Genomic DNA, 17,997 nt, shown 5'->3' on the forward strand with positions numbered 1-17,997 from the left:
ATGGTTCGTTAAAAACAATCGGCATTGCAAATAGCCCTTTCCATGCTATACATTGGTGCATTGATTAATGCTGTTAACTTAGACTTCAACGAATGGGCGGGATTATGGAAATTCAATCGAAACTGTTAGGCAACCAAGAAATTAACCCGGAGACCATCATTATTTTTCCGCGCGGCTTACCAGGTTTCGAAGATCAAACCCGCTTTAAACTGTTTCATCAGGAAGGTAGTGAAATCGTCTACTGGCTGCAATCGGTCGATAACTCGGAACTCACCTTCTCCGTTGCCCATCCGTCGAACTTCAACATCAATTACAACTTTACGGTGACGGACGCCGAAGAAACGCTTCTGGAATTACAGAAAGGCGACGAATTGGTCATTTTAATTCTGCTGCATAAAGATAACGAACAAGATAACGGCAAACCGACCATTAAAGGCTCTATCAAATCGCCAATATTGATCAATGCCAACAAACGCATCGGTCTGCAAAAAGTACTGGTTGCGATCGAGCAAAGCATCACGCTGACAGAGAAAATCAGCGAAATAGACGTATCGGAAGCTTAATAATGCAAACACCCGCCGGCGCTAACGCCGGCGGGTGTTTTAGTCAGGCGGCCTGAACAGGAATGGAATGACTGGAATGGCTAATCGTATTGTTGCCGTCGAAATACACCAAAGTCGGCTTGTAGTTCTTCAGTTCCTTCTCATCTAGGCTAGCGAACGCACAGACTATAATCAAATCGCCAGGGCACGCCAACCGGGCAGCCGCACCGTTAATCGAAAACACGCCCGAACCTTCTTCGGCGCGAATCGCATAGGTAGTAAAGCGCTGACCATTGTTAATATTGTAAATATGGATTTGCTCGTATTCCCTAATCCCTGAAAAATCCAAAATCTTGCTATCAATAGCACACGATCCTTCGTAATCCAGCTCGGAATGCGTTACCCGCGCACGGTGTAACTTAGCTTTAAGCATGTTTATGTTCATGGTAAACAAGGTCGAATACTAGGGCCGGCGATTATGCCTGAAATTGACCCTGCTATCAAATTTAAGCATTATCTTTAACGAGCCAAAAATGCACAGTCAAATACGGGTTTTAGAAAAATAAAGGTTATCTATCAGCCGAGTGGCGCCAAGTTTGGCAGCCGCCAAAATCAGCAGATCCAAGTCGCCGGTTCCGGCGGGCAGCAAATCCGCGCTGCGGCAAATACTGAAATAATCGACAATAAAACCGGCTTGCTGCAGAATCTGCCATTGCTGCTGCGCCACTGCGCGATAATCGTCGTTCCCGGCAAAAATCGCATCGCGCGCGGCGCATAACGCTTGATAAAGCCTGGGCGCCTGCTGTCTTTGTTGCGGGGAAAGATACGCGTTGCGCGAACTCATCGCCAAACCGTCCGCTTCTCGAACCGTCGCCACGCCCTGAATCGTCACCGGAATATTCAGATCGGCAACCATTTGCCGAATCAGCGTCAGCTGTTGAAAATCCTTCTCTCCCAGCAGCAACACATCCGGCTGTACCATATTCAACAACTTGCAAACCACCAATGCCACACCGTCGAAATGGCCGGGCCGGCTGGCGCCGCAATGCAGGCTCGCCAAACTGCCGACCGCAATCTGTGTTTGCGAGGCCTGCGGATACATTTCCGTCACCTCGGGCAAGAACAACAAATCGGCGCCGCTTGCTATCAGTTTTTCCTGATCCTGCTGCTCGGTGCGCGGATAACTGGCAAAGTCTTCGTTCGGCCCAAATTGAGCGGGATTTACAAAAATACTGACCACCACTCTATTGGCCCGCTGCCTGGCCGTACTCACCAGCTTGATGTGACCGGCATGCAGATTACCCATGGTCGGCACAAAACCGACGCTTTGCCCGGCTTGCCGCCATTGCCGGATTACGTCTCTTAACGCGGCGACGCTGGTCACTGTCTGCATAGATTTAATAGCTGTGTTCGGGCGCTGGAAACTGCGCGGATTTAACCGCTTGATGATAGCGGCGCACCGCATCTTCTATACTCTCGGCGTCGACCATAAAGTCCTTGGAAAAGCGCGGCCGCTTGCCGGTACTGATATTCAACATGTCGTACAGCACCAATACTTGCCCGTCGCAATCGACGCCCGCGCCGATCCCGATTACCGGAATGCGCAGTCGCCGGCTGATTTCCGCGGCCAGACCGGCGGGTACGCATTCCAGCACCAACAAGCTTGCGCCGGCATTTTGGACTTTTTCCGCATCCTCGACAATTTGCCGAGCCTGCCGCTCCTCCCGCCCTTGCACCTTGTAGCCACCCAAACGATTCACCGATTGCGGCAACAGACCCAGATGCCCGCAGACCGGAATCCCCTGCTCAACCAAAAACTGAATGACTTCGACTTTGCCGCCTTCCAGCTTGACCATCTGCGCCGCCCCGTTCTGCATCAAGCGCGCGGCATTGCCTAAAGCTTGCACCGGCGTAGCATAGCTGGCAAACGGCAAATCGGTAACCACGAAGGCTCGCTTTCTGGCCATCGCCACGCTGCGGCTGTGATACACCATATCGTCCACCGTGACCGGCAAGGTACTGTCATGCCCCTGTACGACCATACCCAACGAATCGCCGATCAGCAACACATCGATACCGACTCTATCCAGCAATGCGCTAAAACTGGCGTCGTAAGCGGTCAGGCAGCTAATTTTCTCCCCGGCGCGCTTCATCGCGGCCAGCTCGTTAACGGTCAGAGCCTTTAAGGAATCGGCGTATAAAGTCATGAATTTAATTTCCGCAAACCGTCAGCCGGACACGCCGTCAACAACTGCGACAACAAGCCCAAGCCCGGCACCACCAAATCCGCGCCCGCCACATCCGCCAGCGGATAGAGAACAAACGCTCGCTTAGCAAGCTCCGGATGCGGCACGATCAAGTCCGGTTCATTGATAGCCTGCTGGCCGTAGAGCAACACATCCAGATCCAGCGTACGAGCGCCCCAACGCACCAGTCTTAGCCGGCCGTGCTGGTTCTCGATCTGTTGCAATTGCCTGAGTAAAGCCAGAGGCGCCAGCTCCGTGACCACCCGCATCACCGCATTAATGTAATCGGGCTGGTCTTGCGGACCGACCGGCAGACTGCGATACAGTGGCGAAAAACCGATTTCGGCCACCCCAGGCAAGGCCGCAATCGCTGCCCTGGCTTGATTAACCTGATCGACAGGGTTGTCGAGATTACTGCCCAGACCGATATAAGCCTCGACGCCGGACGGAACCGCAGCCATGATTAATTAGCGGCGGGTTTGGTGCGGGGACGATAACGGCCGGCTTTACGATTGCGCGGCTTGCCGTTGCCGGACTTGGGCGGCGCAGTCATTTTTTCGCGTAACGCGTCGTCGGCATCCTGGAAATTGGTCCACCATTCGACCAGCTCCGGATCGGCGCCGCCGGTTTCGCCGCGCAAGCGCAGAAAATCATACGCCGCTCTAAATTTAGGCTGCTCCAGCAGACGATAAGGCCTGGAGCCAACGGTTCGGGAAAACTTGTTCTGTAAAAACCAGACTTCGCGCATGGATTGCGTGATATGCCGCGGCAGCGCGGTAATCTTGATCTGCCGGGTCAACACCTCGTTAGCGGCGTTCTGATAGGCCAGCGTTTCGTTTTCGCCGTGGGCAATGCGTTTTTGCGCGGCCAGTTGCAAAGGCTCCCACAACAAGGCTGCCAACAAGAAATAAGGCGTCAGCGTTTTGCCGTCGTTAAAGCGGGTATCGGAGTTTTCCAAGGCTCTAATCAAAAACAGACGTGGAAAATCCTGGTCTTCGCTCGCCAAACAGGCATCGGTATCGGGGAACAAAATCGCAAACAAGCCGTAATGCCTGAGCATTTCGAAGGTTTGCAGCCCGTAACCGAATAAAAACAATTTGATCACTTCGTCGTAGAGCCGCGCCGAGGGGATACTCTTTAATAAGTCGGCCTGCGCGTGAATCGGTTTTTCGGTATCGGGATGCAGGGTAAAGCCCAACTTGACGGCAAACCGGATAGCCCGCAACATCCGCACCGGATCTTCCCGATAGCGCACCTCGGGATCGCCAATCAAGCGCATGACCGCCGCGGCATGATCCTGCATGCCGCCGGTATAATCGACCACGGAAAAATCGCGAATATTGTAATACAGCGCATTGACGGTGAAATCCCGGCGCCAGACATCTTGTTCTAGGGTGCCGAACACGTTATCGCGTAATAAACGGCCGTCCTCATGCACCACTTGCTGGTCTGATTCTTCCGGCTCGGAACCGCGAAACGTCGCGACTTCGATAATTTCCCGCCCGAAAAACACGTGGGCCAGGCGAAACCGCCGGCCGATAATCCGGCAATTGCGGAATACTTGCTTGATCTGTTCCGGACTGGCGTTGGTCGCCACGTCGAAATCCTTGGGCTCGCGTCCCAACAATAAATCCCTGACGCAGCCGCCGACCAGATAGGCTTCGTAATCGGCCTTTTTCAGGCGCTGCAACACCTTCAGGGCGTTTTCGCTGATTTGAGCGCGGGAAATACAATGCTCGGAACGCGGATAAATCTTCACGGTGCCCGGAACGACCGCCTCATTGACCTGTTCGGCAGCCAACCCAACAGGTCCAACCGGCGAAAAGATTTTTTTGATGAAACTAAAAATGACCCTATCCCTTTATTTAGAATGACGTTTGCCAGCCGTTTCAAGACTTCTGGCGCAAACGACCGAATGGTCTTATCATAACACCTCGCCAGATTTAAGCTCAATCAAGCACTTTCTTTTACATTCCCTTGCGTTGAATGTAGAATTTCCCCATTCGCTGAATGTTGGCGTAATACATAAAAATGGCTGTACTCGTTGCCCGCTACTAGGCGATGAGGAATTTACTTCGGAGTGTGGAGCGTATGTTTAAAAAAATTTTACTGGGTTTTGTAGACCAACCCGTGTTTACCAGTCTATTCGTCGCCGATTTCGCTTTGCTGGTGTTCCATAGACCGCCTTTCCTGTTCTCTATTGTAATGATTGGCGCATTGGTCGGCATGAGCATGTATATGGGTCAAAAGCTGGCGATTTTCGAAAAATAATTGCGGCAAACACCTAAGAAAACGAACACCCCAAAACCCGGCGCGGACAGGCCGAACGCGCCGGGTTTTTTGCGTCGGTTGGCGGCGGCCGGTTACGATCTTTTTCTATTACTGGCGGTTTTATTTCTGGCCACCGCCGTTGCCCTGCCGTTTAACGCCGGCCAAGCGTTCGCCAGCGGCCAACTCTTTTATCCGCTTTATCTACTCAGCATCAGCTTTGGCTTTTACGGCTGGTTTTGGACCCATGGCGGCCAAACCCTGGGCATGCGCGCCTGGAAAATAAAAGTCTGCACGCTGGAAGGGCAAGCACCCGGCTGGCGGCAAGCCGGCATCCGCTTCTGTGCCAGCTTGCTGTCCTGGGCCTGTTTGGGCTTGGGTTTTTTTTGGTGTCTATTCGATAAAAACCGGCAAGGCTGGCACGATTATCTGTCAAAAACCCGCTTGGTTTTTCAGGAAGAAAAGCGCTGACGGCAAAAGCGAATATGCTATATTCGCGGCTCGATTAACCACTCAGCCGGGAACATACAATGAAAACAATAACAATACTTCTATCCCTGTTTGCTGCATTTGCGACGTCCACAGCCAGCGCCGACGTCAAACTTCAGGACAACTCAAAACTGCTGGGCAAATGGCAGGTCACTCACGAAGCGCTTGCGCTCGATCGCGAAAAAAAGCCCTTGCATGTAACTTGGGAATTTCAAAAAGACGGCACCTTGATAACCACTGGCGAAGACGCCCGCAGCGGCATCGGCGAAATGACCATTCCCATCAAATATAGCGTGGCTGACGGCGTCATCAAAAAGCAAATCACGCCGGGCCGGGAAAAATACGAAGATTGCGCGGTCGTGGAAATGGACGAGAAAGATGTAGTGTTGAAATGTAAATTTCTCTATCTGTTCATGACTCGCAAATAGCATCGGCCTCCAGACCGTCCAAGCCTAGCAAAACTTCTTTAAGGGCGGAATCTTCCGCCCTTGCCTGCCGTCTAGACCAATAATACTGCCATCGCGCTCGGCATCCGTGCACCGTTTAAACTGTTTCCCTCCCGCAGCCGCTTAACTTAGCGCAATCAAAGCCCGTTGACGACTTCCTCGACCATATAAACAATCAAGACATACTTAAGCCAGCTTTTCTCTGAGACTCTGCAGCAACCACGGCCAACCGTACAAGCGCATCAGCATCAGCAAGCCTAATAGCAATAACAACACATCGACCCAGAAGTAACCCAGCCAGGACGGGAGCGTGCCGCTAATCACCCAACTGTGATTAACCCGCTGCAAATTGCCGTAAACGAAATAAATCCCGAAAGCCACCAGCATACTGCCGTATATACCGCCGCGCGGCGATAACTTTGCCAGCGGCACCGCCAGAAAAGCCAACAGAATCACGCCCAGCGGCGTGTTTAAGCGGTCTTGAATTTCGGCAACGTCCCGCAGCTCCGGCGACTGCCACAAAGCCTCGGTCGCCGCCGCTTCCCGGCCCAGGTTCAAAATGGTGACCTTTTTTTCTATCAACACGGCGTATTCCTTAAACGCCTCTATCGTGAAATCCTTGTTGCCGGGTACGCCCTGCACCCGCTCGCCATTCTCCAAAACCAGATACAAACCGCCGGGCAAATTTTTCAACCAGCCGTATTCGGCGTTCACCACCCCGGTGTTATCGCCTTGTTTGTTCTGCACGAACACCTTGTGCATCCGGCCTTCGTCATCGACATTTTCCGTGTAAAAAATCAACTCGCCGTCGCTGTATTCACTAAAGCGGCCGGCCGAGATGCCGCGAATATCGGCATTCTGCTTATCCTGATGCATCAATTGCTCGGTTTTGGCCTCCGCCCAGGGCGCCGCCAGCATCGACAAGCTCACACCGGCGATACTTAACGGCACCACCAACAGAAATACCGCCCGGTAAATGGTGAACACGCTGCCGCCTGCCGACGAAATCGCCGCCATTTCCTGCTCCCGATACATGCGGCCCAGCACCATCAGCACCGCCATGAACAGCGCGGCCGGCAGGAAGGTGGCGGCGGCCACCACGATTTTCAGACCCAGCAACGTCATTACGGTATCGTTGGCGATATTGCCTTCGATAGCCTGCGCCAGCACCTTGATAAACTTGCGGCTGACGATGATCACCACCAATACCACCAACACGGCGCTGACCGTCTGAAACAGCTCCTTGATTATCATTTTATCCAGCACCGTCAACAGCCGGAAAGGCCGGCCCGCGCTGGGTAATCCTCGCTCAATGCTCAACAACTCACTCCTGATTTTCTATTGTATAATCGGGCCAAAGCCCCTGCACCCGGCAGAAACCCTCAATCCCAGACACTTACAGACCTATCCCATGGACTATTCTATAGAAAGCGCTCCCTTAGACAAACTGCAAAGCGACTGTCTTCTGGTCGGAATCTACGAAAATCAACAACTCAGCCCGGCGGCAACTCAGCTGGACAGCCTGTTCGACGGCCTGCTGACCAAATTAATCGGCCGCGGCGACATCAAGGGTAAAAACGCCGAAACCTTGCTGATCAACAACCTGCCGGACGGCAATATTGCCCGCATCGTATTATTGGGCTTAGGCGAGCGCGGCAAAGTCACGCGCAAACAATTCCGTAAAGCCTTGGCCGCCGCCATCAAAACCCTCAAGGATAGCAAGATCAAAGCCGCCAGCTACGCACTGCTGGATATAGACGTCAGCGGCGCCGACAGCCAATGGAAAGCCCGGCAAATCGTCGAAGTCAGTAACGACGGCTTATACCAATACAGCGCCACCAAAAAAGTCGACGATAAAATCCCGTTGCAGCAATTAGCCATCGTCGCCGACGACAGCCAGAAAGCCTTGGCGGAAAGCGGTCTGCAACAAGGCATCGCCATCGCCAGAGGCATGGAGCTGGCCAAACACTTGGCCGACCTGCCCGGCAATATCTGCACCCCCACCCATCTGGCCGAGCAAGCTCTGTCCTTGGCCGGCGAACACGACAAACTGACTTGCGAGATCCTGGAAGAAAGCGATATGGAAGCGCTGGGCATGGGTTCCTTCCTGTCCGTATCGCGCGGCAGCCGCCAACCGGCAAAATTGATTTGCCTGGATTATCAAGGCGGCGACAGCAACGCCAAGCCTATCGTGTTGATCGGTAAAGGCCTGACCTTCGACGCCGGCGGCATTTCCTTGAAGCCCGGCTTGGGCATGGACGAAATGAAATACGACATGTGCGGCGGGGCCAGCGTGTTAGGCCTGATACGCATGGCGACGCTGTTGAATCTGAAACTGAACATCGTCGGCCTGATTCCGGCCTCTGAAAACCTGCCGGACGGCGCCGCCAACAAACCCGGCGACATCTGGACCAGCATGTCCGGCAAAACCATCGAAATCTTGAACACCGACGCCGAAGGCCGCTTGATTTTGTGCGACACGCTCACCTACGCCAAAAAGTACAACCCGGATGTCGTGATCGACATGGCAACGCTGACCGGCGCAGTCATCGTCGCTTTGGGCCGGGTACCGAGCGGCTTGTTCGGCAACGACGACAAACTCTGCAACGACTTGCTCAGCGCCGGCGACACCGCCTGCGACTTGGTGTGGCGCATGCCGATCTGGGAAGAATATCAGGAACAACTGAAATCCAACTTCGCAGACCTGGCCAACATAGGCGGTCCGGACGGCGGCAGCATTACCGCCTCGGTATTTTTATCCAAATTTGCCGAAGAATACCGCTGGGCGCATATCGACATTGCCGGCACCGCTTGGCGCACCGGCGCCAACAAAGGCGCAACCGGCCGGCCGGTGCCCTTGGTCAGCCAGTATCTGTTAAACCGCGCCTCGGCTTAACGCCGGACGCAAGAGGAGCTTTAGTTGCGATCCATGGTCGCGGCTAAAGTCCCTCTCTCATTTCTCAAATTTAAAACGACATGACCGAACCCAGTCATTCGCCAGCCCTCCCCGAAGTCAGCTTTTACGTGCTGGCGACGCACGACCAGCAACAACGCCAGGACTTTGCCTGCAAGCTGATCGAGAAAATCTATCGCAGCGGCCATTTTCCCTATGTGCTGACCGACTCAGCCGAGCAAGCCGAGCAAATCGACAAAGCCTTGTGGACCTTTCGGGCCGGCAGTTTTATTCCTCACCAAATCTATCGCGGCGAAATCCCGGCGTTTACCGGCACCATCCTGATCGGCAGCGAACACATCCCCGAAGGCTGGCAGAAAATCGTCGTCAACCTCTCGAGTTTGTATCCGCCAACTCAACCGCCGACCGAACGCATTCTGGAAATACTGGATAACAGCGAAGAGTGCAAACAGGCAGGCAGGCAGCGTTACCGGCATTACCAACAAGCCGAACTGGCAATTACGACTCACAAAATGTAGGGCGGGCAAGGCTTTTCTGCCTACTATTAGGCGTAATAGCCTCAATTCCGTGCTGACATATAAACCGCGATTACCCTATCAGATTGCGCGAGTGGCTTTTTGGCTTGCGCGCAAAGATATATAGGTATGAGTTTGTACAATTTTTCAGGGAGCGAATAGCTTTTTGGCTCCAGCACAAGGCTATATGGGTATAAATTTGCAGCAATTTGCTTTGCCCGATTAGCTTTTTACCTTACTTGTCAGGCTACCCAGGCTTGCGATTAAGGCAATTTGCCATTCGCGAGCAGCAATTTTGCTCGCGCCCTTGCTTATCGAGGTTTGCGGTTACAGCAAATTGCCTTGCGCGAATACCTTTTTGATTTGCGGGTAAGCCGAAATGCCTTGCGATTAAGGTTAAAAGGCATTCGAGAGCAACGAAAAGCCTGGCGCTGGTAGCAATCCAGCTAAACGGCCTGGATATTCCGGTTAGCAGTCCCCTTCGCCGGTTTGCGCTTGCATGTGAGAGGGCATTCCGGGTTCTTCCCGCAAGATGAAGCAAAGCCGAAAACCGGCCTCTTTAAAAAAGTTTGCAATGCCTTTGCCTCTATCATAGCCCCGATTAGCGAAGCGTAATCGGGGCTATGATGTGAATCTTGCGTACGATTACACTTCGCTAATCGTACCTACGGGCTACCACCAAATGTAGGGTGGGCAACGCTTTTCTGCCCACCATTGGGAGGAATAGCTTCAATTCCGCGTGGGCACAAAAACCGTGCCCACCCTACATGGCTCTCGGCTTTGGTACAAACATCTCCATATCTTCCGAAATTTTACCTTCAACAAAGCTTGATATATAGACGAAAAGAGACCAAATGCACAGCTCAAAGGTTTGGGTTTTATCCTGACCCTCCCAGTCAACAGGGACGCATGATATAAACTCATTTATTTTCAGCTCGCACTCTGTGGGTGTTAATTTATGGGCAATATTGTTACGTAGTTCATTTAGCTTCTTCGTAGCCATCCAAAATTCCTCTTGGTGCCCCCTAGGCAATAATGCTTGAGCCAGACATATAGCTTGATGGCAATTCATCCTGGTAATATCCAAAGCACTTGGATTTAACAACCTCTGCCGTACAATTTCTTTAATCTGCTCCTCGATAAGTAAATGACCTTTCAATATAACTAAATCGAGATCCTTTCCATGAGGTAATAGCTCGAGAAAACGTCCGAAAGCTGTAATTTGTCGTTTAGTTGGTTCCATACAAATCTAACGAGTAATTAAATAGTTTCCGTATATCACCGAAATATGCAGAATAAACGACATGCCACCAATAACCGCCAGTAAAAACTCAACCCGCCCTCTCAATCATCCCCTCAGCCTGCTTGGCGAACGCCTTCAAATCGCCTTTCTTAATCGTGGCGCGCGGAATCACGATCGCCGCGTCGATATCCACATAGATGTACACGTAGTCTTTGTGTTTTTCCACCCGCAGCATGTCTTTCCAGGGGGTTTTGCTTTTGCCGCCGGGGGCGCGTTCTTGCAGGAATTCCGGCTCGATGCTCAGCCAGTGGATACCGAATAAGGCCTTTTTTTCCGCTTCGGTGTATTTATCGAAAAACTGCCGGCGCAAATCCATTTTCATGATAAACGGCGAGGCAAACGACCAGGCCAGCGCCAGGATGGTGATGTAGGCGGTGGTGGTCATATCCACGTAGTACACGTAATAAAACAAACCAATCGCCATCATCACGCCGGGCGCAAAGATGCGGTTTTGGCGAATTTTTTTCTGCATTTCCGGGTCTTTTTTCAGCCTTTCCTCATTAAAGTGGACCAGGTCTTCTTCGCGGAATTCGTATTCGATTTCTAACATGTCTATCGCTCGGTGGAGTTGTGGGTTAGTGCATTTTCATTTTGGCGTGGGTACTGCGCCGGAACAAATTGGATAAGGTCAGCATCGCGGTGCGGAAGTAGCCGTGGATGGCGACTTGGTGCATTTTGTACAAGGACAAATACACGGCATAAGCAATAAAGCCGCCGACGCTGACCGTCCCCATCAGGCTGCCCATCAACGACCCGACTGTGCTGAACTTACCCAGCGACACCAACGAGCCGTAGTCGCGATAAACAAACTTCGCAGCCGGTTTGCCTTTCAGGCGGTTGACGATGGTTTTAGCAACGGTTGATGCCATTTGGTGCGCGGACTGGGCGCGCGGCGGCACGTTGCCGCCATGGCCGACCCATTCGCAAGCGGCACAGTCGCCGATGGCAAAAATATTGGGATCGCTGGTTTGCAAGGTCTGATCGACCACCAACTGATTGATGTGGTTGGATTCCAATCCGTCCAGATTTTTCATCCAATCCGGCGCCTTGATACCGGCCGCCCAGACTTTTAAGTCCGCATCGAATACTTCGCCGTCGTAGGTGTGCACTTCGGTTTCGGTCACTTCCGTGACTTTACGGCCCAGTTTTAACTGGATGCCCAGCTTGATCAATTGCTCTTGAGTGGCTTGCGACAAGCGCGGCGGCAGGGCCGGCAATAATTGGGTGGCAGCTTCGATGATGGTGATGTTGACGTCTATCGAGCCTTCCAAACCGTAGGTCGCCAGCAATTTGGTCACTTCGTGTAACTCGGCGGACAATTCCACTCCCGTCGCGCCGGCGCCGATGATGACTATCGACAACGGCTTGTCGCGCTGATGACTTTGGTTGGCGTAGGACTGAATGTAATAGGTTTCCACCAGCTGTTTTTGAAAGCGGAAGGCTTCCTTGGTGGTATCGATGAAGCGGCAATATTTATCGACACCCTTGATGCCGAAGGTGTTGCTGACGCTGCCGACTGCCATGACCAAGGTATCGTATTTGAAGCGGCGTTGCGGAATGATCTCTTCGCCTTTCTTGTTGGTAATCGAGCTGACGATGACTTCTTTGTTGGCGCGATCCAAACCTTCCATTTTGCCGAACAAGAAGCGGAAATGATTGCTGTGCGCCTGAGCCAGATATTCGATTTCCTCGGCCTCGGCCAGCGTGCCGGACGCTACTTCGTGCAGCAAGGGCTTCCAGATATGGGTGGACGCGGCATCCAGCAGCGTGATTTCCGCCTTGCCGGCTTTACCGAGTTTGTGCCCCAATTCCGTCGCCAATTCCAGCCCGGCGGCACCACCGCCGACAATCAGGATTTTATGTTGTTCGCCCGCCATTATTCTTCCCCTCAAGTGCTGTTTGCTTACGCTAAACAAAAAATTCGCTATCCCTGCCTTTTTATACATTCCTAATGCGTCGGCATTATAACCAAACATGCTCGGACTGGCCGATTTTGAAGGGATGCATGTGCCGGCCATTGCAATCGGCATCGGCACAGCGTCAGCTTGCGGCCAATCCGCGCGAGTTTTAGTGCCTCATTCAGATTATGATTAGAGCGTGCGCAGCGGTCCGGCATACCCGTATCGATCGCACAGCGTTGAAACGAGCACCTCTATCGGAAGATCATATGTCGAAAATGCAACCAGCCTATGCGTTTACCGCGTCAGCCTCAGCGTTCTTATTAATCGGCCTGCTCGCCGGCTGTGCCTCGGAACCGCCGCTGCCGCCCGGCGGCGCGCAAACCGGGCAGCCGGGATACGACGGCCAAGCCGCGTATAACAAGCCCTACAAGGTAAAAGGTAAAACCTATTTCCCGTTGACCTCGGCCACCGGTTATCGGGAAATCGGCCTGGCATCCTGGTATGGCGCCGAGTCCGGCAATCGTACCGCCGACGGCAGCCGCTACGATCCGCAAGCGTTGACCGCGGCACACAAAACCCTACCGATACCGTCGAAAGTCCGCGTCACAAATTTGCGTAACGGCCGCTTTATCGACGTGCTGGTTAACGACAGAGGCCCGTTCAGCCCGAACAGATTGATCGATCTGTCGCAAGGCGCGGCCACGCAACTCGGCATGCAAGGTCAGACAGAAGTAGAAGTGAAATATATTGACGCGCCGGCTGACGCTCAGTGACTACGTTCCGCTATGGAAGGGAAGAGATTGGCGCGAAACATTAGCTTAACAAACCCGCTCGCATTCCCTTGCCGGGCAGACACGAACGGGCTTACAGACATGCAACCTATATCAGGCTAAATTGCGAACGGGAAAAAGCGTTTGCCCCTGCCGGCGAATTTGTACCATCCCAATACCGAACCGAACAGCCAAAATGCAGCGGGAAGCGGCACCACCTGGACCCCGGCATTAGTAGTGTCCGGCGCAAAATCGGAAATCTGCGCAAACCCCGCGCTCGCAGCGCCATCGCGCGGCCAAAGATTCCAGGTATAGTCGGTTTTGGCAAAGCCGTTGGCGGGCAACAGACTGCCGGCAATGTCGGCGATCAGGCGATTGGCTTGAATCAGGGCTGTTCCGGCGCCAAATGGGCTACTACCGCCATTAGGCCCCAAACGAACTACCGCACCGCTACCGTCCAAATTGATCCGCACTACCGAATCGAACAGCACATTCTGCAGGCCGTTTGCGGCAAACGCAGCAGTGCCGCTGCCGCGATTAATCCCCAAAATGTAAAATCCGGAAGGCGACGCGCCGAGGTTGGCGGCGAACGTACTTTCGAAATGAAAAATATCGCTGGCCGGATTATAGGTGAGCAGCGCGTCGGTCACGTCCAGATCGCCGGCTTTGCTGCCGGTATAGGTAGCCAAATAATCGCCTACCGCGTCGTTAACGACGCTAGCCTCCGCCTGCTGCGCACCAATCAGCATGACGGCGACAAATATTGTTCGAATACTATTAAATCTCATACTTCTATCCTCTGTCGATAAGATCAATTAGGTGCAGCTAACCAGCGGCAAGCCACCGATTAGCTGCTGTTTCAGTTCAATTAAGAACGTTTTGCTGTCGCGTCGGCATCGACCAAATGCCTAGCGTGAATACGGCTCGACCTTGAACCGACAAAAGGGGGGTGGCCAAAGCCAGCTGCATTCGACGGTGTATCCCGGCGACTAGCGGCAAGGTTCAATGGATTGGAAAATATTTCTCAAGCTGCCGGGAAATGCGGTAAGCCCAAGAAAAACCGGCATTCCATGCGAGCCGGGCTTGACGAAGCACGGACACCACCTCGATAAGCGCGAACGGTATTCACGAGCAACTTAGCCGCTCATATCGCCGGCTTTATTGCTGGTGCCAAAAGTCTGCCGAAACCAGCGCTCCAGCATGGCTTTCTCGTAACGTAGCGGGTCGTTATTATTGAAACGCGCGGCATCCGGCAGCAGCAGGTAATTCAAATCCGTCAGCTTTTCCTGCCTGTCAGCCTTAAGTAGGCCGGCTTTGTCGCGCCACAGGTAATGCAAGGTAATTCGTGGCGGGTAAACATCGCGGAGAAAACGGGTATTTGTAAAATTCGGCGCATGCCAAGACTCCATCGCGCCGGCCATGTCGATGTCCTGAACATCAATTTCCAAGTCATCGCCCGCCGGCAAATAGCGCTCCGCCAGCTGTTTGAAATGCTTTAGCAACTGTTTCAGCAGATCTTCCTGAACGGCCGGCGTCGAGGAGCCGCTAAGACTGAAGTCGGTGAATGTTTCCGCCGGCTCGAAACGCACCACCATATCGGCCCGAACCGGCATACCCGCCGCCATAGCCACTAATACCAAAACGGATTTGTACAAAAACTTCGACACGGCGGCCTCCCGGATATGATCGATTTAAGTCGGACAAGCGAGGTCTGCGGGAGTTCTTTGCTTGAACATGTCGAGATCAATCTATCGCCGCAGCACTTTCCCGGCCGTCGCATCGAATTTGGGTAATCGAGTTAAGTCTTGCGAATACCGCCTAAGCCGTGGCGAGTTTATAATCCTCACGGTCTTGATCGAACTATTGAATCTAAGCCAGGCGAGGCCTGGAACCAAACCTTGAACTTTTCCGGGCAACCGTTCGATTCTTAACTCCGCAGCAGAGTTAACGGATACGTTGCCTGCCTCTATCCGAGGTTGCCAAATGAATACCATCAAAAACTTTTCTAAAATTACCGGCGGGCTATTACTGAGTTTAATCAGCCACATCGCATTCCCCAAACCGCCGCAAGCCTTGCCGATAACCGAACTGCAAATCCCTGCCCAAAGCCCTAGCCAACAACATCACCTGGCCCGGACGGCAAACGGCGACTTGATCGTCAGCTGGGTGGAAACCGACGCCGAAACCAGTACCGCCAAATTCGCCATCCTCGAAGCTAAACGCTGGAGTCTGCCATTAACGGTGACTAAGGTCGAAGGCAAATTGGCCGATCCGCCGGTGGTATTGGGCTTGAGCGACGGCAGTTTGGCCGCGGCCTGGATGCCGTATGTGGCAAATTCCACGGATCGCTACGCGGCCGACATCTATGTGGCCCGCTCCATAGACGGCGGTCTCAGCTGGAGCCCGGCGTTACGGCCTTACGGCGATGAGGCGCGGGTTTACGACGCGCAATTGTCGTTGAGCGCCTTGCCGGATGCCGGACTGGCATTGGTGTGGACCGATATGCGCAATGCCAACCACGATCCGGCGGCCGATCAAAAAAGCAACCGCTACCAGTTAATGGCCACGGTTATAGACAAACACTGGCAAGCCGGCCCGGCGCTGACTTTGGATAACGATGTCTGCTCCTGCTGCCGCAGTTATACGGCCGCGCAGGGGGAGCAATTGCTCACTGTCTACCGCGACCATGCCGCCGGCGAAATCCGCGACATAAGCGCCGTGCGCTGGCAGGCCAACGGCAATCCGCAAATTTCCAACGTGCATGCGGACGGTTGGGTAATCGGCGGCTGCCCAAGCAACGGGCCGTCCATCGATATGGCGCCTAACCGCAGCGTGGCCGCCTGGTTCACAGCCGCGGACGGCAAGGGCCGGGTAAAACTGGCGTTCTCCAGCGACGGCGGCGCGCATTTTGATCAGCCCATCGAGTTGGATGCCGATGCCAGCGGTTACGCCAATGCCTTGCTGCTGGAGGACGGCTCGGCCCTGGTCAGCTGGCGCGGGCGTAACGGCCCGGACGATGAATTACGGGTAGCAAAAGTAACAGTCGACGGCATAATCAGCCGGCAAACCACCGTGTATCGCGGCGGCTTTCCGAAATGGCCCAGCAAATATCTGAGCATGGTCCAAGTCGGCAAGCAAGCCTTCGTCGCCTGGACCGATCCGGTACAAAAGAAGGTGCGTTTGGTCGCTTTAGCCATAGACTGAGCAGGCGGGGCCGGTATAAATAACTCGGTTAATGAATACCGGTGCCGATTGATTTACACGATCCGCCACTAAATTTACATCCCCATGGTGGGAAAAACCGGCTTTCAAACGTCTTACCTGTAATGCCATTCCCCTACAGGTTATTGCGATGAACAGCGTTGTTGCCAACACGGACTTAGAAAATCCCGCCACCCGTAAAACCCGAACCCTGCACCGCCTAAAAGCCCGCCGCAAACTTTGGTTGCAAGTGCATTTGTGGTTGGGTTTGGCTCTGGGTTTTTTTCTGGCTTTGATCGGGCTGACCGGCTCGGTGCTGGTGTTTTGGCATGAGATCGACGAAGCACTAAACCCCAAGCTCTATCAATCGCCTAGCTCGCCCGGCACGGCAAAATCCCTGGACGAAATTATCGCCGCCGCCCGAGAAGCCGCGCCGCCGGGTTGGGATTCGCTATCGATACAAGTACCCGCAGCAACAACCGGCAATTATGTGTTCGGTTTTTACTATCCCAATAGCAGTCCGCCGCCGGAACAGGCCCAATCGTTCTCGATAGGCATCGATCCTTACACGGCGCAAGTGACCGCAAAACGAACGTTCTATCATGCCAGCAACCCGCTAAAACATAGCTTTGCCGGGTTTTTCTTCAAGCTGCATTACGCGTTGTTTTTGGGCGACACCGGCGGTACCTTGGTCGGCATCCTGGGCGTGCTGTTTCTGATTTCGGCGCTCAGCGGTTTGATTTTATGGTGGCCGCTGACCGGCAACTGGCGCCGGGTGCTCAGCATCAAGCGCCGCGCCAGCGTCGAACGCTTCAATCACGACCTTCACCAAACCGCCGGTTTTTACAGTGTGATCGTGTTGCTGGCGCTGCTGGTTTCCGGGATTTATTTCAATTTGCCGAATCAATTCCGCTGGCTGGTGGAATGCTTCTCGCCCCTGACGCCGGAGCCAGTGGCAAAGCCGGCGACTACCGGTTCGGTATCGCTGGACTCGGCCTTGCGGCAAATCCGGCAAAGCTATCCTGGCGGCACTGCTCAATACTTCTCCCTCGGCGCCGCCGAACAAAGCCCGTTCACCGCCTGCTTTCAGGACGTGCCGGAGCTAAAGCCTTATGTGGTGGCGGAACGCTGCCTGGTGATTGACCGTACCGACGGCAAACTGTTGCAAATCAAGGATGCCGCGCACGGCAGCGGCGGCGACTTGTTCATGCAATGGCAGTGGCCGCTGCATTCGGGACAGGCTTTCGGTTGGACCGGACGGATATTGGTATTTATCACCGGACTGATTTGTCCGTTGCTATTCGTCACCGGCCTGATTCGTTGGCTGCAAAAACGCCGAGCCGGCGCAAAGGCGCTTGCGAGGACTGTGTGATATGCCGCACTATCGGCGCGCAACAAGTCA

General features: G+C 53.7%; 20 protein-coding genes. 9 read left to right on the forward strand and 11 right to left on the reverse strand.

Going from position 1 to position 17,997, the window contains the following annotated elements:
* The first annotated feature begins 104 nt into the window (after positions 1 to 104).
* Positions 105 to 563 (forward strand): flagellar assembly protein FliW, encoded by a 459-nt coding sequence (fliW, locus tag ACH50O_RS17100; RefSeq protein ID WP_446808958.1) that lies wholly within the window; start codon positions 105 to 107, stop codon positions 561 to 563.
* Between the two features lie 43 nt (positions 564 to 606).
* On the opposite strand, the gene panD is transcribed toward fliW, so the two are convergent.
* The 5 genes from panD to pcnB form a co-directional block, all read right to left on the reverse strand.
* Positions 607 to 987 carry an aspartate 1-decarboxylase gene (gene panD, locus ACH50O_RS17105; protein WP_446808959.1) on the reverse strand — a complete coding sequence of 127 codons (381 nt, stop codon included), beginning with the start codon at positions 985 to 987 and terminating at the stop codon, positions 607 to 609.
* A gap of 96 nt (positions 988 to 1,083) precedes the next feature.
* On the reverse strand, positions 1,084 to 1,935 hold the full coding sequence (gene panC / locus ACH50O_RS17110) for a pantoate--beta-alanine ligase (protein ID WP_446808960.1): 852 nt from the start codon (positions 1,933 to 1,935) through the stop codon (positions 1,084 to 1,086).
* 4 nt (positions 1,936 to 1,939) lie between these two features.
* Entirely contained in the window at positions 1,940 to 2,749 is an 810-nt protein-coding gene (gene panB / locus ACH50O_RS17115; RefSeq protein WP_446808961.1) for a 3-methyl-2-oxobutanoate hydroxymethyltransferase, read from the reverse strand.
* On the reverse strand, positions 2,746 to 3,249 hold the full coding sequence (gene folK, locus ACH50O_RS17120) for a 2-amino-4-hydroxy-6-hydroxymethyldihydropteridine diphosphokinase (RefSeq protein ID WP_446808962.1): 504 nt from the start codon (positions 3,247 to 3,249) through the stop codon (positions 2,746 to 2,748). The genes panB and folK overlap by 4 nt, the downstream gene beginning before the upstream one ends.
* A gap of 2 nt (positions 3,250 to 3,251) precedes the next feature.
* Positions 3,252 to 4,589 (reverse strand): polynucleotide adenylyltransferase PcnB, encoded by a 1,338-nt coding sequence (gene pcnB, locus ACH50O_RS17125; RefSeq protein ID WP_446808963.1) that lies wholly within the window; start codon positions 4,587 to 4,589, stop codon positions 3,252 to 3,254.
* Between the two features lie 290 nt (positions 4,590 to 4,879).
* On the opposite strand from pcnB, the gene ACH50O_RS17130 reads away from it, so the two are divergent.
* The 3 genes from ACH50O_RS17130 to ACH50O_RS17140 are packed head-to-tail and all read left to right on the forward strand — an operon-like array spanning position 4,880 to position 5,973.
* On the forward strand, positions 4,880 to 5,059 hold the full coding sequence (locus ACH50O_RS17130; RefSeq protein ID WP_064006717.1) for a hypothetical protein: 180 nt from the start codon (positions 4,880 to 4,882) through the stop codon (positions 5,057 to 5,059).
* Positions 5,060 to 5,527, forward strand: coding sequence for an RDD family protein (locus ACH50O_RS17135; protein WP_446808964.1), 468 nt, complete (start codon positions 5,060 to 5,062; stop codon positions 5,525 to 5,527).
* Between the two features lie 59 nt (positions 5,528 to 5,586).
* A complete protein-coding gene (locus tag ACH50O_RS17140) occupies positions 5,587 to 5,973 on the forward strand; it encodes a hypothetical protein (RefSeq protein ID WP_446808965.1) in 387 nt (128 codons plus the stop codon).
* A gap of 204 nt (positions 5,974 to 6,177) precedes the next feature.
* Here ACH50O_RS17140 and lptF read toward each other — a convergent pair whose 3' ends face one another.
* Positions 6,178 to 7,311: an LPS export ABC transporter permease LptF gene (gene lptF / locus ACH50O_RS17145; protein ID WP_446808966.1), complete on the reverse strand. Its 1,134-nt coding sequence runs from the start codon at positions 7,309 to 7,311 to the stop codon at positions 6,178 to 6,180.
* Positions 7,312 to 7,402: 91 nt separating this feature from the next.
* Between lptF and ACH50O_RS17150 the strand changes: the two genes are divergently transcribed.
* Together ACH50O_RS17150 and ACH50O_RS17155 are read left to right on the forward strand one after the other, a co-directional pair.
* A complete protein-coding gene (locus ACH50O_RS17150) occupies positions 7,403 to 8,887 on the forward strand; it encodes a leucyl aminopeptidase (RefSeq protein ID WP_446808967.1) in 1,485 nt (494 codons plus the stop codon).
* 80 nt (positions 8,888 to 8,967) lie between these two features.
* Positions 8,968 to 9,423, forward strand: coding sequence for a DNA polymerase III subunit chi (locus ACH50O_RS17155; RefSeq protein ID WP_446808968.1), 456 nt, complete (start codon positions 8,968 to 8,970; stop codon positions 9,421 to 9,423).
* 760 nt (positions 9,424 to 10,183) lie between these two features.
* Here the strand turns inward: ACH50O_RS17155 and ACH50O_RS17160 are convergent.
* The 3 genes from ACH50O_RS17160 to ACH50O_RS17170 all read right to left on the reverse strand — a co-directional run bounded on the left by ACH50O_RS17160 (position 10,184) and on the right by ACH50O_RS17170 (position 12,600).
* Positions 10,184 to 10,663, reverse strand: coding sequence for a hypothetical protein (locus ACH50O_RS17160; protein ID WP_446808969.1), 480 nt, complete (start codon positions 10,661 to 10,663; stop codon positions 10,184 to 10,186).
* 88 nt (positions 10,664 to 10,751) lie between these two features.
* Positions 10,752 to 11,273: a YcxB family protein gene (locus tag ACH50O_RS17165; protein WP_446808970.1), complete on the reverse strand. Its 522-nt coding sequence runs from the start codon at positions 11,271 to 11,273 to the stop codon at positions 10,752 to 10,754.
* Between the two features lie 25 nt (positions 11,274 to 11,298).
* Entirely contained in the window at positions 11,299 to 12,600 is a 1,302-nt protein-coding gene (locus ACH50O_RS17170; RefSeq protein WP_446808971.1) for an NAD(P)/FAD-dependent oxidoreductase, read from the reverse strand.
* A gap of 290 nt (positions 12,601 to 12,890) precedes the next feature.
* On the opposite strand from ACH50O_RS17170, the gene ACH50O_RS17175 reads away from it, so the two are divergent.
* Positions 12,891 to 13,397, forward strand: a complete 507-nt coding sequence (locus tag ACH50O_RS17175; RefSeq protein WP_446808972.1) for a septal ring lytic transglycosylase RlpA family protein — start codon at positions 12,891 to 12,893, stop codon at positions 13,395 to 13,397.
* A gap of 116 nt (positions 13,398 to 13,513) precedes the next feature.
* On the opposite strand, the gene ACH50O_RS17180 is transcribed toward ACH50O_RS17175, so the two are convergent.
* Both ACH50O_RS17180 and ACH50O_RS17185 read right to left on the reverse strand, forming a co-directional pair.
* Entirely contained in the window at positions 13,514 to 14,182 is a 669-nt protein-coding gene (locus tag ACH50O_RS17180; protein WP_446808973.1) for a hypothetical protein, read from the reverse strand.
* 348 nt (positions 14,183 to 14,530) lie between these two features.
* A complete protein-coding gene (locus tag ACH50O_RS17185; RefSeq protein WP_446808974.1) occupies positions 14,531 to 15,061 on the reverse strand; it encodes a DUF3016 domain-containing protein in 531 nt (176 codons plus the stop codon).
* Positions 15,062 to 15,377: 316 nt separating this feature from the next.
* Between ACH50O_RS17185 and ACH50O_RS17190 the strand changes: the two genes are divergently transcribed.
* Both ACH50O_RS17190 and ACH50O_RS17195 read left to right on the forward strand, forming a co-directional pair.
* Positions 15,378 to 16,598 carry an exo-alpha-sialidase gene (locus tag ACH50O_RS17190; protein ID WP_446808975.1) on the forward strand — a complete coding sequence of 407 codons (1,221 nt, stop codon included), beginning with the start codon at positions 15,378 to 15,380 and terminating at the stop codon, positions 16,596 to 16,598.
* A gap of 148 nt (positions 16,599 to 16,746) precedes the next feature.
* Positions 16,747 to 17,967, forward strand: coding sequence for a PepSY-associated TM helix domain-containing protein (locus ACH50O_RS17195; RefSeq protein ID WP_446808976.1), 1,221 nt, complete (start codon positions 16,747 to 16,749; stop codon positions 17,965 to 17,967).
* The last annotated feature ends 30 nt before the right edge of the window (positions 17,968 to 17,997 follow it).

It is taken from the genome of Methylomonas sp. 2BW1-5-20 (assembly GCF_052474515.1).

Coding starts and splice junctions, on each gene's coding strand:
- folK (WP_446808962.1), bottom strand. CDS start 3,249: ATGGCTGCGGTTCCGTCCGGCGTCGAGGCTTATATCGGTCTGGGCAGT.
- fliW (WP_446808958.1), top strand. CDS start 105: ATGGAAATTCAATCGAAACTGTTAGGCAACCAAGAAATTAACCCGGAG.
- ACH50O_RS17195 (WP_446808976.1), top strand. CDS start 16,747: ATGAACAGCGTTGTTGCCAACACGGACTTAGAAAATCCCGCCACCCGT.
- panD (WP_446808959.1), bottom strand. CDS start 987: ATGAACATAAACATGCTTAAAGCTAAGTTACACCGTGCGCGGGTAACG.
- ACH50O_RS17175 (WP_446808972.1), top strand. CDS start 12,891: ATGTCGAAAATGCAACCAGCCTATGCGTTTACCGCGTCAGCCTCAGCG.
- ACH50O_RS17165 (WP_446808970.1), bottom strand. CDS start 11,273: ATGTTAGAAATCGAATACGAATTCCGCGAAGAAGACCTGGTCCACTTT.
- ACH50O_RS17140 (WP_446808965.1), top strand. CDS start 5,587: ATGAAAACAATAACAATACTTCTATCCCTGTTTGCTGCATTTGCGACG.
- ACH50O_RS17180 (WP_446808973.1), bottom strand. CDS start 14,182: ATGAGATTTAATAGTATTCGAACAATATTTGTCGCCGTCATGCTGATT.
- ACH50O_RS17170 (WP_446808971.1), bottom strand. CDS start 12,600: ATGGCGGGCGAACAACATAAAATCCTGATTGTCGGCGGTGGTGCCGCC.
- ACH50O_RS17155 (WP_446808968.1), top strand. CDS start 8,968: ATGACCGAACCCAGTCATTCGCCAGCCCTCCCCGAAGTCAGCTTTTAC.
- panC (WP_446808960.1), bottom strand. CDS start 1,935: ATGCAGACAGTGACCAGCGTCGCCGCGTTAAGAGACGTAATCCGGCAA.
- ACH50O_RS17190 (WP_446808975.1), top strand. CDS start 15,378: ATGAATACCATCAAAAACTTTTCTAAAATTACCGGCGGGCTATTACTG.
- ACH50O_RS17160 (WP_446808969.1), bottom strand. CDS start 10,663: ATGGAACCAACTAAACGACAAATTACAGCTTTCGGACGTTTTCTCGAG.
- ACH50O_RS17150 (WP_446808967.1), top strand. CDS start 7,403: ATGGACTATTCTATAGAAAGCGCTCCCTTAGACAAACTGCAAAGCGAC.
- ACH50O_RS17130 (WP_064006717.1), top strand. CDS start 4,880: ATGTTTAAAAAAATTTTACTGGGTTTTGTAGACCAACCCGTGTTTACC.
- panB (WP_446808961.1), bottom strand. CDS start 2,749: ATGACTTTATACGCCGATTCCTTAAAGGCTCTGACCGTTAACGAGCTG.